This is a genomic window from Nitrosospira sp. NpAV, assembly GCF_000832065.1.
Classification (GTDB): Bacteria; Pseudomonadota; Gammaproteobacteria; order Burkholderiales; family Nitrosomonadaceae; genus Nitrosospira.
This window is the reverse complement of sequence record NZ_JXQM01000013.1, coordinates 69475-83124: the sequence shown is the minus strand read 5'-3', so window position 1 is coordinate 83124 and position 13650 is coordinate 69475. Positions and strand designations below refer to the sequence as shown.

At 53.5% G+C, this 13650-nt stretch carries 10 protein-coding genes; 7 read left to right on the top strand and 3 right to left on the bottom strand.

Going from position 1 to position 13650, the window contains the following annotated elements:
- Nucleotides 1-5: 5 nt before the first annotated feature.
- The 3 genes from SQ11_RS08925 to nadC form a co-directional block, all read right to left on the bottom strand.
- A complete protein-coding gene (locus SQ11_RS08925) occupies nucleotides 6-1121 on the bottom strand; it encodes a YbdK family carboxylate-amine ligase (RefSeq protein ID WP_041513811.1) in 1116 nt (371 codons plus the stop codon).
- Nucleotides 1118-2326 (bottom strand): cation:proton antiporter, encoded by a 1209-nt coding sequence (locus SQ11_RS08920; protein ID WP_041513810.1) that lies wholly within the window; start codon nucleotides 2324-2326, stop codon nucleotides 1118-1120. The genes SQ11_RS08925 and SQ11_RS08920 overlap by 4 nt, the downstream gene beginning before the upstream one ends.
- 352 nt (nucleotides 2327-2678) lie before the next feature.
- On the bottom strand, nucleotides 2679-3539 hold the full coding sequence (gene nadC / locus SQ11_RS08915) for a carboxylating nicotinate-nucleotide diphosphorylase (RefSeq protein ID WP_041513809.1): 861 nt from the start codon (nucleotides 3537-3539) through the stop codon (nucleotides 2679-2681).
- A 73-nt stretch (nucleotides 3540-3612) separates the two neighbouring features.
- On the opposite strand from nadC, the gene SQ11_RS08910 reads away from it, so the two are divergent.
- The 7 genes from SQ11_RS08910 (at nucleotide 3613) to SQ11_RS08880 (ending at nucleotide 13473) form a co-directional block, all read left to right on the top strand.
- Nucleotides 3613-5094, top strand: a complete 1482-nt coding sequence (locus tag SQ11_RS08910) for an FMN-binding glutamate synthase family protein (RefSeq protein ID WP_041513808.1) — start codon at nucleotides 3613-3615, stop codon at nucleotides 5092-5094.
- A gap of 95 nt (nucleotides 5095-5189) precedes the next feature.
- On the top strand, nucleotides 5190-7799 hold the full coding sequence (clpB, locus tag SQ11_RS08905) for an ATP-dependent chaperone ClpB (protein ID WP_041513807.1): 2610 nt from the start codon (nucleotides 5190-5192) through the stop codon (nucleotides 7797-7799).
- Between the two features lie 105 nt (nucleotides 7800-7904).
- A complete protein-coding gene (gene dapA / locus SQ11_RS08900) occupies nucleotides 7905-8795 on the top strand; it encodes a 4-hydroxy-tetrahydrodipicolinate synthase (protein WP_041513806.1) in 891 nt (296 codons plus the stop codon).
- A 101-nt stretch (nucleotides 8796-8896) separates the two neighbouring features.
- On the top strand, nucleotides 8897-9958 hold the full coding sequence (gene bamC / locus SQ11_RS08895; RefSeq protein ID WP_084226798.1) for an outer membrane protein assembly factor BamC: 1062 nt from the start codon (nucleotides 8897-8899) through the stop codon (nucleotides 9956-9958).
- 162 nt (nucleotides 9959-10120) lie between these two features.
- On the top strand, nucleotides 10121-11440 hold the full coding sequence (locus SQ11_RS08890; RefSeq protein ID WP_041513805.1) for a hypothetical protein: 1320 nt from the start codon (nucleotides 10121-10123) through the stop codon (nucleotides 11438-11440).
- 105 nt (nucleotides 11441-11545) lie between these two features.
- Nucleotides 11546-12511, top strand: a complete 966-nt coding sequence (locus SQ11_RS08885) for a glycosyltransferase family 2 protein (protein WP_232297948.1) — start codon at nucleotides 11546-11548, stop codon at nucleotides 12509-12511.
- A 56-nt stretch (nucleotides 12512-12567) separates the two neighbouring features.
- On the top strand, nucleotides 12568-13473 hold the full coding sequence (locus SQ11_RS08880) for a rhamnan synthesis F family protein (protein ID WP_232297947.1): 906 nt from the start codon (nucleotides 12568-12570) through the stop codon (nucleotides 13471-13473).
- Nucleotides 13474-13650 lie beyond the last annotated feature (177 nt).

The following is a 13650-nucleotide window of genomic DNA, read 5'->3' as shown; positions in this document are numbered from 1 at the left end:
GATCCTCAGTTGCTCATCCACAAATCGGCTTGCAGCTGCATGACGTCGCCGAGATTGTGTTCACGCGCGTAAGTCTGGCGCAACCAGCTTGTGCCGTTGCCCGCGATAAGTATTTCGCGAATGCGTTCCATGGCTTCCACCGCTCGTAATTCCGAAGCGTGGCCGGCGATGCGTGTCAGCATGTCGGCTATATCATCGCGAATGCTGCGTTGCTCATGGGTGCGCGGATCGATAAAAATTCCTTCAAGCCCAAAACGGCAGGCCTGAAAACGGTTGAACGTGTAAACCAGATAATCGTCCTCTTCCGGGGCGATGCGCTGCTCCACCATGATATAGCGCGCCATTGCCTGAATATAACAGGCAATGGCAGCGGCGATTTCAACGGTGAGCGGGGTATCGCATACTCTTACTTCAATAGTGCCGAACTCCGGTTTCGGACGAATATCCCAGTAAAAATCTTTCATTGATTCGACCACGCCGGTCGTGGTCATTTTACCGAAGAACTGCTCGAAATCATCCCAGCGCAGCACGAAGGGCGCGCGGCCGCTCAATGGAAAGGAAAACACCGAATTGAGACGTGCGGAGGCAAAGCCCGTGTCATGGCCCTGCACGAACGGAGAACTGGCCGATAGCGCAATAAAGTGGGGAATATAGCGCGAGAGCATGTGCATGAGATGGAGCGCCTCATCCGGGCCGGTGCACCCGATATGGACATGCTGGCCGAATATGGTGAATTGCTTGGCCAGATAACCGTAGAGTTCGGACAGATGATGAAAGCGAGGTGCATCAAAAATCTTCTGTTCGCTCCAGTGCTGGAATGGGTGGGTGCCGCCGCCGGCCACCGCTACATTGAGAAAGCGTCCCGCATCGGATACCACGTTACGCAATGAACGCAACTCTTCGACCAGCGCACCATATTCCTGCTGCACTGAAGTATTGATTTCGATCATGCTGCGGGTCATTTCCGGTTTGACGTCTCCGGGATGCGGATATCTTTCAATCCGCCGCAGCATATCGGGGGCCGAGGAAACCAGATTGTAGTCATTACAACTGAGCAACTGAAGTTCCAACTCAACGCCGATGCTTAAGGGCCGGGAAGGTGCAAAGGACATCAGGCTCATGTTTGCTTCTCCGGTGTTTCACCCGCTGACCTGAGCGCCTTTTGCACCAGAATGGGCCCCGACAACTCGAGTATGACGATGCAACTCATTAGCACCAGCCCCATTCCTGAGCCAAAGGCGGGAAACATGGCACTGGTATCCAGCGTCAGCAGAAGTGCAACACTGGACATGGGTGCAAGTGCAATACCCAAAGCCATGGTTTGACGCAGGCCAATACCACTGTAATGTCCCAGTATGAGCACGGACAACAACTTTGCGGCTGAGCGTACGATAATGAGCAGCAAGACGAGCAGCAGACCCGAGCGCAGGCCCCCGAGGTCAGCCGCCAGGCCATTGGCAATGAACATCAGTACCACCAGGACGGCGCCAGCGGAGCCAAAATGGGGCGGAAAAGTTCGTGGACGCTGGCGTTGGTAGCGTGTGATCAGACCGGCTGCGAGCAACACAAGGATAGGGCTGAGCTTGAGTGTCGACGCCATGATAGTCGCGAATGCGATCATGCCAAACAAGATAAAGGAAAAAGTTTCCTCATGTTGGCCCACATAATGATGGATTCGTTCAAACGTGACACCGAATAGCCAGGCCAGCAGGGCCGATCCACTGATGAGATAAAGTGGGGGCAGCACGGAGTGAACAAAGCCCGTGCCGGTTTCGCCATGCATGAAAGCAACGGCCAGCTTATGAAAGATAACGGCATAGATACAATTGAGCGCCGTCATGAGCAGAAGCCGGTCAGTCACCTGACCTTGAGCGCGCGATTCGGTCACGGTTCGCACCACGATGGCGGGTGAAGTGGCAATCGCAATGGTGGCGGCCACCGCGGCAGTGATGCCAGGAATATCGAACCACGACAGCAGTAAGAATACAGCAAAAAAAGTGGCGACCGCTTCCAGCAGACTGGTGGCGGCAATCCACGGGTTGGCTTTAAGCCAGCGCAAATTTACCTTGCTTCCCAGCTCGAACAGCAGAATGCCGAGCGCAAGATCAACTACCAGACGCCATTCGACCTCCGGTAGCTGCGGGATCAGACCCAGTCCGCCGGGGCCCAGCAATAGGCCAATTCCTATATAGCCTACAATACGCGGCAATTTCGCGTAGCGTACCAGTGCTTCGCCCACAAGTACTGCGACCACCAGCGAAAGCGCAAGCCAGAGCGCTGGACTGACAGATAACGGCCAGAGTGGAAGATAACTGGACCAGGTCATGGGAGAGTACGGAAGAACAGCAGCAAGGTGCCTGTTCCAATAATGTCGAACGTTATTTTCAGATGCATCCGGCCTCCTTTGGGATAATGCGGATGTTCGGTCTGTACCCTGAGAACTTTACGGAATCTCCAGATTAGACCCCAGCTTTTATTAATCCGGTGAGGCTGATTGGTGAGGTATTGACTCGATATCGAATGAGATGCTGGGATTATAAACCATGAACGGGAAGAGGGATAACCCTGCGGCGATTTGGAGTAAGCAGCAGGGCGATGGTGGAGTTTCCCTCTCATCGGTATCGCAGTGTACCAGACTGCAGCCCTGCTTAAACAGTCGATAGAAGAAACAGTCTATTTTATTGTCCTGCAAGACCAGTGGAAAATCGCATCGATAAATCCACTGCATTGATATCCTTTGTAAGGCTGCCGATCGAAATTCGATCCATCCCCGTTTCTGCTACAGCCCGAACGTTTTCCAGCGTGATCCCTCCCGACGCTTCCAGTATCGCTTTTCTACTAGCCAATTGTGCGTTCAATGCGACCGCCTTGCGCAATTCGTCGAGATCAAAATTATCCAGGAGAATCATTCTTGCCCCGGCAGCGAGAGCGTTGCGCAAGTCATCCAGCGTTTCCACTTCAATCTGAATAAATAGTCCTGGGGGGGCTATTCTTTCCGCTTCACGCAGGGCTCGCTCGATGCTGCCTGCCGCGATAATATGATTTTCCTTGATGAGTATGCCGTCATATAAACCCAAACGGTGATTCGTGCCGCCGCCGCATCTGACCGCATATTTTTGTGCCAGCCGCAATCCGGGCAAGGTCTTGCGAGTGTCCACGATTTTTGCTCCGGTTCCGGACACCGCTTCCATGTAATATCGCGTTTGTGTTGCGACCGCGGACAGCAATTGCAGAAAATTCAGCGCAGGACGCTCGGCCGTGAGTAGTATGCGAGCATTCCCAGTTATCTGACACAGTTCTTGTCCGGCGTTAATTGCTACGCCGTCTTGTGCCGACCAGCACAATTCGATTTCCGGAGCCAGGTGCCGGAAACATGCTTCGAACCATTTTGTCCCGCACAATATCGCGTTTTCACGGCTGATAACGCTGGCAGTGGCAATTTCCCCGGCAGGAATCAGAAGCGCCGTGAGATCGCCCGTGCCGATGTCTTCGATCAGCGCCTGGTTGACGTTGTTTTTGATTTCTGTTTCCAGATCCATGAAATTATCCTGAAACCTTCTTATTATGGTTGCGGGAATGGAGTATTTTAGCGGAAGCAATGGGGGAGAGTTCATGTCTGAGATACTAAAGATAGTTTCCTACAGTTTTGGCACGATTCTTGGCTTGATCCTGATCGGGATTATCGTATTCTGGTTTATTTGGGATGTAACCCAGAAGAAGCATTCCATCCTGCGTAACTATCCGGTCATCGGGCATCTGCGATTCCTCTTCGAGAAACAAGGAGAATATTTCCGCCAGTACTTCTTTTCCGGAGACCGGGATGAAATGCCTTTTAATCGCGCTACCCGGACGTGGGTATACAAGAATGCAAAGAACGAGGGCGGTATCGTCGGTTTCGGTTCCACCAACGATCTGCGCGAGCCTGGCTCGATCATTTTCGTCAACGTCGCTTTTCCGGTACTGGAGCGTGAACGGCTGCCGACCCCATCACTCACAATCGGGGATGCCTATTGCGAGCATCCTTTCCATGCGAAATCCATAATCAATATCAGCGGTATGAGCTATGGCGCGATCTCGGCACCCGCGGTGCGCGCGCTGTCGCTCGGTGCGGCGGAGGCCGGATGCTGGCTGAATACAGGGGAGGGCGGACTCGCGCCTTATCATCTGGAAGGGGGGTGCGACATCGTTATGCAAATCGGTACTGCCAAGTATGGAATTCGTAATCACGACGGCAGTTTCTCGCCGGCACGGGCGAAGGAACTCGCGAGGGTAGTCAAGGCATTTGAAATAAAACTTTCCCAGGGCGCAAAACCCGGCAAGGGCGGGATGCTGCTGGGCGTCAAGGTAACCGATGAAATCGCTACTATCCGGGGTATTCCCGCCCACCATGATTCAATTAGCCCCAATCGTCATATCGATATCAGTAACGTGGATGAGCTACTCGACAAGATTGCCTACATTCGCGAACTCACTGGGCGTCCCGTAGGCGTAAAGGCCGCCATTGGCGGTTGGCACTTTATCAATGAATTATGTGATGCGGTAAATCGCCGGGGTCTCGAGTATGCTCCGGATTTTCTTTCCATCGATGGTGGCGAAGGCGGCAGTGGCGCCGCGCCCCAGACCCTGTTCGATCACATGAGCCTGCCCATTGCCGAAGCATTACCGCGAGTGGTGGATGCGTTGCTGCAATCGGGCTTGAGAAACCGCGTACGTGTGATCGCGGCCGGCAAGCTGGTGACTGCGGCGCGGGCGGCGTGGGCGTTATGCGCAGGTGCGGATTTCATCAATAACGCCCGCGGCTTCATGTTCTCATTGGGCTGCATCCAGGCGATGCGCTGCCATACCAATACCTGCCCTACCGGTGTTACCACCCATAACAGGCGTTTGCAGCGCGGCCTCGTCGTGGCGGAGAAATACCTGCGTGTCGCCAATTACGCCAGAAACATGAATAAGGAAATCGATATGATCGCCTACTCCTGTGGCTTGCATCATGCCCGCCAATTGAAGCGGGAGCATGTACGTATCGTGGAAACCGCAGGTAAAAGTGTGGCACTCAACATTTTGTATCCTTATCCGGAAGAACCTCAGCATTGAACCGGGAAAAAGCAGGGATTGCTCCACTGTACTATCTTGAAATTGTGGTCAGATCCCACATATAGCTGTCATCCATAATTCACCGGGGAAATCTCATGCGTTTCGACAAGTTGACCACCAAATTCCAGCAGGCGCTGGCTGATGCGCAGAGCATCGCTGTAGGCCAGGATAATCCTTATATTGAACCCCAACATCTGTTGCTTGCGCTCTTGCAGCAGGAGGATGGCGCTACGACTTCGCTCTTGCAACGGGCCGGCACAAATGTTCCACCCCTGCGTGAGGCATTGAAGAAGACCATAGAACGCTTACCCAAGGTGGAGGGAACTGGCGGAGAAATCAATGCTTCACGCGAGCTTGGCAATCTGCTCAATGTTGCCGACAAGGAGGCGCAAAAACGGAGTGATCAGTTCGTCGCATCAGAAATGTTTTTGCTGGCTGTGTGTCAGGACAAAGGTGAAACGGGCAATCTATTGAGACAGCACGGCGCCAATCGGGCGGCGCTGGAACAAGCTATCAGCGCAGTGAGGGGAGGCGAGAACGTAGGCAGCGCGGAAGCCGAGGGCAGCCGTGAGGCCTTGAAAAAATACACCCTTGATCTTACCGAGCGCGCACGCATGGGTAAGCTCGATCCAGTGATCGGGCGTGATGATGAAATCCGCCGCACCATTCAGGTATTGCAGCGGCGCACCAAGAATAATCCGGTTCTGATTGGGGAGCCGGGCGTGGGCAAGACTGCCATTGTTGAGGGCCTGGCGCAGCGCATTATCAATGGTGAAGTGCCGGAAACTTTGAAGGACAAGCGGGTGCTTTCGCTCGATATGGCTGCATTATTGGCTGGAGCTAAGTACCGTGGCGAATTTGAGGAACGCTTGAAATCTGTTTTGAAGGAGATTGCGCAGGCTGGAGGCAGCGTTATTGTGTTTATTGATGAGCTTCATACCATGGTGGGCGCAGGCAAGGCGGAAGGCGCCATCGATGCGGGAAATATGCTCAAGCCCGCGCTGGCCCGTGGCGAGTTGCATTGCGTAGGCGCCACCACCCTGGACGAATATCGTAAATACGTCGAAAAGGATGCCGCACTGGAACGGCGCTTCCAGAAAGTGCTGGTGGATGAACCTACAGTGGAAGCAACTATCGCCATCTTGCGCGGATTGCAGGAAAAATATGAGGTGCATCATGGGGTCGATATCACTGATCCGGCCATCGTTGCCGCTGCTGAATTGTCTCATCGTTATATCACCGACCGTTTCCTGCCGGATAAGGCCATTGATTTAATCGATGAGGCGGCGGCGCGTATTCGCATGGAAATCGATTCCAAGCCGGAGGCGATGGACAGACTCGATCGCCGGCTTATCCAGCTCAAGATCGAACGCGAGGCGATCCGGAAGGAAAAAGACGAGGCCTCACAGAGGCGTTTGAGTTTACTGGAAGACGAGATAACGAAACTGGAGCGTGAGGTTGCCGATCTGGAAGAAGTCTGGAAGGCTGAGAAATCGCAAGTGCAAGGTTCTCAGCACATTAAAGAGGAGATGGAGAAGGTCAAGCTGGAAATAGAGGCGGCCACCCGTAAAGGCGACTGGCAGAAAGTTTCGGAACTCCAATACGGGCGTATTCCGCAGCTGGAGGCTCAATTGCAGTCGCAACTCAACAACCAGGAGCGCCAGGGCGAAACGCCTGGGCAAAGCGGCGCGGAAAACAAGCCGAAGTTGCTTCGCACTCAGGTGGGTGCGGAAGAAATCGCCGAAGTGGTTTCGCGCGCGACGGGTATTCCTGTTTCCAAAATGATGCAGGGTGAGCGTGAAAAACTTCTGCACATGGAGCAGAAATTGCACGACAGAGTGGTCGGACAGGATGAAGCGGTCCGCCTGGTGTCCGATGCCATCCGCCGCTCACGCGCTGGACTTTCCGATCCCGACCGGCCTTATGGTTCATTTTTGTTTCTTGGACCCACCGGTGTGGGTAAAACGGAGTTGTGCAAGGCGCTGGCTGGTTTTCTATTTGATGCCGAGGATCATCTCATCCGCATCGACATGTCGGAATTCATGGAAAAGCATTCGGTTGCCCGATTGATCGGAGCGCCCCCCGGGTATGTGGGTTATGAGGAAGGAGGCTATCTCACCGAAGCGGTGCGCAGAAAACCTTATTCCGTGATTCTACTGGATGAGGTCGAAAAGGCGCATCCCGATGTATTCAACGTTTTGCTGCAGGTGCTCGATGATGGACGCATGACCGACGGTCAAGGCCGCACGGTGGATTTCAAGAATACGGTTGTCGTCATGACTTCCAATCTCGGTTCGCAAATGATCCAGCAAATGGCGGGCGATGATTACCAAGTCATCAAGCTTGCGGTGATGGGTGAGGTGAAGGCTTATTTTCGTCCCGAGTTCATCAATCGCATCGATGAGGTGGTGGTATTTCACGCGCTGGACGAGAAGCATATTCAATCCATTGCGCGAATACAGTTGCAATATCTGGAGGCGCGATTGACAAAACTCCAGATGACTTTGAATGTGACCGATGCTGCTCTGGGAGAGCTCGCTCAAGCGGGTTTCGACCCGATTTTTGGGGCGCGGCCGTTGAAGCGCGCAATTCAGGCGCAAATCGAAAATCCATTGGCGAAAGAGATACTTGAAGGCCGCTTTGGTGCCAAGGACACTATCACTGTGGATTGCAGAAACGGTTCAATGGTTTTTTCGAAGACATGATTCGCTGAGAATCCCGGCATTACCCGATGCGCAGCGCGATATCGCGAATATTCTTGGGAGTTGCAAGATTCAGGTAAAATACCGTTTTTTTGCCGGATAGATGTCATGCGTAGTGTGGTAATGAAAGGCAGTCTGGTCGCTATTGTGACACCCATGCACGAAGATGGCGGGCTGGATCTGGAGCATTTTCGCACCCTGATTGATTATCACGTAGGGGAGGGAACCGACGGCATCGTGGTGGTGGGTACGACGGGCGAGTCTCCAACAGTCGATTTTGACGAACATCGACTGCTCATTAGCACCGCGGTAGAGCGCGCTGCCGGGCGCGTGCCGGTGATTGCCGGCACGGGTGCGAATTCCACGCGGGAAGCTATTGATCTGTCAGTCTACGCAAAAGATGCCGGCGCGGATGCGAGCTTATCTGTAGTTCCTTATTATAATAAACCGACCCAGGAAGGTTTATATCAGCACTTCCGGGCAGTGGCGGAAGCGGTGGATATTCCGCAGATTCTGTACAATGTGCCTGGCAGGACGGTGGCGGATCTGGCCAATGATACGGTGCTGCGGCTTGCCGAGATTCCCAATATTATCGGCATCAAGGATGCAACCGGTGATATGGGGCGTGGCTTCGATCTATTATGCAGGGCTCCGCGGGATTTTTTTGTTTATAGCGGAGACGATGCAAGTGCCTTGGCACTGCTGTTATTGGGCAGCCACGGCGTGATTTCAGTCACCGCCAATGTCGCGCCAAGACTGATGCATGAAATATGTATTGCGGCGTTCGCGGGGGATCTTGCCGCGGCTCGTGCCGCCAACGCCAAGCTGTTGAGGCTGCACCAGGATTTGTTCATTGAGGCCAACCCGATCCCGGTAAAGTGGGCAGTCGCCCAAATGGGGTTGATAGGCTCTGGTCTGCGTCTGCCTTTGACGCCATTGTCGGATCAATATCATCCAATTGTCCGGGAAGCGATGGATCAGGCTGGGGTAGCCATATAGATGGGTGGGCGGAATTTGCGATCCAGAGGAGTTGAGTGCTACACATAAGATGGAGGATAGCGGCTGCGCTATGCCTGGTGGCAATGATGGCAGGCTGCCATATGCTGCCGGAAGCAAAAAAAATCAATTACAAGTCGGCAGGTAAACTTCCACCATTGGAAGTGCCGCCTGATTTGACTGCGCCCGGTACGGATGAACGTTATGTTGTGCCCGATATCAATCCGTCGGGAAGCGCAACCTTTTCCGCGTATAACAAAGAGCGTAAAAACAAGCATCCTGCCAGTGGCGGGGAAACTTCTGTTTTACCCACCGCTCCGGATGAGGGCGTTGTGCGCATGGAACGTTCGGGGACCCAGCGCTGGCTGGTGGTGAAGGGTGAACCGGAGGCGATATGGCCGGTCGTAAAGGAGTTTTGGCATGAATTGGGTTTTATCATCAAGGTGGAAATGCCCCAAGCTGGCGTGATGGAAACTGACTGGGCGGAAAATCGCGCCAAGATCCCAGAAGATCTTATTCGTAATGCCCTTTCCAAAATCCTGGATACCTTATATTCGACCGCCGAGCGTGATAAATTCCGGACTCGCCTAGAGCGGGGGGAAGGGGGTACCACCGAAATTTACATTAGCCATCGTGGCATGGACGAAGTGATGGAGGGCAATGTCCGCACGGTATGGCAGCCTCGTCCCCCCGATCCGGAGCTGGAAGCCGAGATGCTCGCCCGCTTGATGATGCGCTTTGGCGTTGAGGAAGAGCGTGCCAGAACAGTATTGGCCAATTCCGGCACCGCCCAGGAGCGTGCACGTATTGACCGTGAAAAGGGAGGAATACTTACCCTGAACGAGCCGTTCGACCGCTCCTGGCGCCGCGTTGGATTAGCGCTGGACCGCATCGGCTTTACCGTCGAAGATCGTGATCGTTCCCAAGGTATTTATTTCGTGCGCTATATCAATCCTGATGTGGATAATCGTGCTGCTGGCGGCGGTTTGCTTTCGAAACTTTTCTTCTGGCGCGACGATGCAACCGACAAGCCGGATCAATACCGCATCCAACTTAGCGCGGCGGAAGCAGGCAGCGAAGTCAAGGTGCTTAACAAGGATGGCGAACCGGAGAAATCCGATATTGCGGGCCGGATACTGAATCTGCTGTATGAGCAGTTGAAGTGACCGAGAGCAAATTTCATTGCGTGCCGCATGGTCTGCCAACAGGCATGGATATTTTTCGCGAAAGCGTTTACTCCCAAAATCCGACATGAGTCTACACGGCAACATGGTCCGCATCCCAAGAACCACGCGTCGCAGCCTCATGTCCAACCCACCCGATATAGGATGAAAGCCCTTTTTTTTCTTCGTCATTATAATGACATTGATCATGTTACCCCGGTGATCTACAAGTGGGTCAACTCGGGTCACACCTGCGATATCGTGCTAATAGGCAACTCGCGGTTCCGTAATGACTACCGCATTGAATTTCTGCGCAAGCTCAACGGCGTGCGTATGGCCTATATCAGTGACCTGTTGCCGCCAATTGAATTTGCCCGCTGGTTTTTGCAAACGCTGATACTGATCCGAAGTTTGCGTCGCCCTTTCATAGGCCCGATCATGGCGGCCATAGCGAAGTCATACGATGCCAGACGGCGGGCACCGGTGTGGCACAGCACCGCCCAACGGCTGCTGGCCCGCAGCTTCGGGGACGCGCATGAGGGCGTGGTGGTATTTGACTGGATCGAAAGAAACTCCTCCATCTGCGTGGAATGGGTAGGGGTCATGCTATCGACGGCCCGCGCCATGGGGCTTGGCACCGTATCGCTGCCGCATGGAGACAGCCCGCATGCAAGCCAGTTGATCCGGCGGCGTGAGTTGCGCCTGGAGCCCGACACCACCTTTGCCAATGCAGGGATATTCGATAAAGTGGTGGTTCCGAATGAACTCTGCTCCGTGCGTTTTCGGCCCTTCATGGACAACCAGAAGCTTGCCGTGCTGGGGTCGCCGCGCTACTGTGACGAATGGCTCGCCAAGCTGGCCACGCTGATGCCGCCTTCGCCGCTGACGCGCTCCGGCAGCCGGCTCAAAGTCGTCCTCTTTCTGAGGAAGAGCAACTTTTCCACCTTCTGGGAAGAAGTGGGTGAAGTGGTGCGCGTTGTTGCCGGCTTTCCGGGGGTGGAGCTGATCATCAAGCCGCATACCCGTGGTGGCTGGCAGCAATCCCTGACCAGGGATGCCTCGCTGCGGCGCCTGCCGAACGTGAGCGTGGCTGGAGACATTCATTCCATCCATCTCATGAACTGGGCGGACGTGATCATTGACCTGGCCACCTCGGTGGTATTTGAAGCGGTCAAGGCGAAGAAGCCGGTACTGGCGGGCGATTATCTGCATGCGGGCCGCTCCGCCCTGGCGGAATATCTGCCCGAGACGGAACTGCGCTGCCGGGATGACGTTTATCGGCAGATTGAAGGATTCCTGACTCACGGCTGTGATAATTTTTATATTGAAGCGCACCACCAGCGTTTCGTGAAGGAAATGATCAATGTGGGGGATGCGGACGTACTTTCCCGCTACGTAGCGTTGCTGGAGGAGCAAGGACGGGCTCGGACCAGCCAAGGCCAGCCTTATCCGGACGAACGCGCTGTGAATCTCGCTTTTGGATGATTTTGCTGATGCGGCCGGAGGCCCGTTGCTCCGCAATGAGCAGGGGTGTAATGGCTCTTGGAGCAAGATTCAAGAGAGGAAATCTGCTAATAAACTGCCGAAGAGATGATGAATACACAGCTATCGCTGTCTATTGCCTTAGCTACTTACAACGGTGAACGTTACATCGCAGAGCAACTCGACAGTATCGTGCGCCAGACCCGGTTGCCAGAGGAGCTGGTGATATCCGATGATGCCTCGGTTGATTCGACAAAAGCTATCGTACTGGATTTTACCAGGCGTGCGCCCTTTCCCGTAAGGTTGCTGACGAACAGGGAGCGTCTTGGCTCGACGCGTAATTTCGAAGTTGCCATGCGTGCCTGCAGCGGCGACATCATTTTTCTTTGTGATCAGGACGACGTCTGGTATCCGAATAAAATGGCTCTTATTGAAGAGCGCTTCACGACTGATTCTGGGGTGAGCGTGGTATTTACCGATGCCGATGTGGTCGACCAAGATTTGCATCCATTGGGACTGCATCTATGGGAAGCAGTGCGGTTCCGCCGGCCAGAGCAGGCTCAGGTCGATGCCGGTGACGCATTCTCGGTACTGCTCAAACGTTACATGGTAACCGGCGCGACGATGGCTTTTCGCTCCCGTTATCGGGATCTCCTGCTGCCTATCCCTGACATATGGGTGCATGATGCCTGGATCGCAATGCTGATGGGTGCCACATCGCAGCTGTCCGCACTACCAACGCCGCTGATCGCCTATCGTCAACACGGCGCAAATCAGATTGGCATACCGCGCCGTGGCAGGAGACGCGGCATGACCTGTGCCGCCATTCATGGCCTGCAGGCTCTCCGCTTTGAAGAAGCGCTGAAGCGCTTGCGGGAATTTGGCGACCGCTTTCCCGATAGTGGACATAATATTCGCCGTCTTGAAGAAACACTCAATTTTTTGCGTGCGGTCGCCGCGCTGCCTGACGCGCGCTGGCGCCGGCTACCTGGTGCGCTGCGCGAGCTGGTCGCACTGCGCTATCATCGCTATGCCAAAGGATTCAGGAGTTTTCGCCAGGATTTGCTGCGTTAATGCGTCTCGTCTTGTAGAAGCTTATGAGGATATCCACCTATTGGCGTCTTAAAACGATGATCAGAGATTTAAAATATCTGTCCGTTTTATCGTTTGATTTTCTCATAAAAAATGAAACGCCCAGGCAGCCCCGGCTTGAGTACTCCGGGAAGGGAAGCCTGAAGCCGGATTATGCTAAACCTGTATGTTTCTTTTGCAGCTACGATAAGGAAAGCACGGTCAGGAGAAATGTGTTTCACTACCTGAATGAGCTTGTTCAGGCGGGATTCAATGTCGTATTCATTAGCTCAAGCGATACTATTTCGGATGCGGATCTGAAGAAGCTGTCGAAATTTTGTGTAAGGATAATAATCCGGGAGAATAAGGGGCACGATTTTTATGGATGGAAAACAGGGCTCCGGGAATACCCCCAATATCGTGCGCACAGTGCCCTTCTTTTAGCCAATGACAGCGTTCTGGGACCGCTTTTCAGCATTAGAGATATAATCGCGAAATTGGAAGATAAAGATGCCGATATCGTTGGAATGACGGATTGCCTTCGCTTCCATCCGCATCTGCAATCGTATTTTCTTTATTGTAAAAAATCTGTGGTTGCCTCTGAGGAATTCGCCGGTTTTTTCGAGCGGGTTGAGGTCTTAGAATTTAAGATGGCAATAATAAGGAGATATGAAGTCGGCTTTTCCCGATTGCTCAGTCACCGATTCAAACTCTCGGCTCTCTATAATCTGGAAGACATCCTGGATCGAGTGCAGTATCTTGAAAGGCCGAAGAACCAGGTAGATACGACTTTTCATTTATGGAAGCCCCTTATTACCGAGTTTCAATTTCCGTTTCTCAAAAAAAGTATCTTGACGAGGAGAGGCATAAGCATTGAAGAAGTTGCGGCTGCGCTTGCGGATAGCAACTCTAGTTATACTGCCGATATTCTATCGGACTGTATTGTCTCGCCTATATCGCATTAACAGGGTGGGATTCGGCGCTTGCCGGCCCTGCTGACAGGGCAATCACAAAGCGGTATCCGGTTCTTTGGAGAAATGACTCCTCGTGCAAATGAATCATCAGCATAATCAGCCGTGTATAAAAGAATCGCTTTAGCTGCTATCGACTGAAAAGATTTGGGTTACACCTAAACCCCGCAG

Excerpts from the sequence above, each read along its gene's own strand:
- SQ11_RS08890 (WP_041513805.1), top strand. The coding sequence starts at position 10,121 with ATGAAAGCCCTTTTTTTTCTTCGTCATTATAATGACATTGATCATGTT.
- SQ11_RS08920 (WP_041513810.1), bottom strand. The coding sequence starts at position 2,326 with ATGACCTGGTCCAGTTATCTTCCACTCTGGCCGTTATCTGTCAGTCCA.
- nadC (WP_041513809.1), bottom strand. The coding sequence starts at position 3,539 with ATGGATCTGGAAACAGAAATCAAAAACAACGTCAACCAGGCGCTGATC.
- clpB (WP_041513807.1), top strand. The coding sequence starts at position 5,190 with ATGCGTTTCGACAAGTTGACCACCAAATTCCAGCAGGCGCTGGCTGAT.
- SQ11_RS08885 (WP_232297948.1), top strand. The coding sequence starts at position 11,546 with ATGATGAATACACAGCTATCGCTGTCTATTGCCTTAGCTACTTACAAC.
- SQ11_RS08910 (WP_041513808.1), top strand. The coding sequence starts at position 3,613 with ATGTCTGAGATACTAAAGATAGTTTCCTACAGTTTTGGCACGATTCTT.
- SQ11_RS08925 (WP_041513811.1), bottom strand. The coding sequence starts at position 1,121 with ATGAGCCTGATGTCCTTTGCACCTTCCCGGCCCTTAAGCATCGGCGTT.
- SQ11_RS08880 (WP_232297947.1), top strand. The coding sequence starts at position 12,568 with ATGATCAGAGATTTAAAATATCTGTCCGTTTTATCGTTTGATTTTCTC.
- dapA (WP_041513806.1), top strand. The coding sequence starts at position 7,905 with ATGCGTAGTGTGGTAATGAAAGGCAGTCTGGTCGCTATTGTGACACCC.
- bamC (WP_084226798.1), top strand. The coding sequence starts at position 8,897 with ATGCTGCCGGAAGCAAAAAAAATCAATTACAAGTCGGCAGGTAAACTT.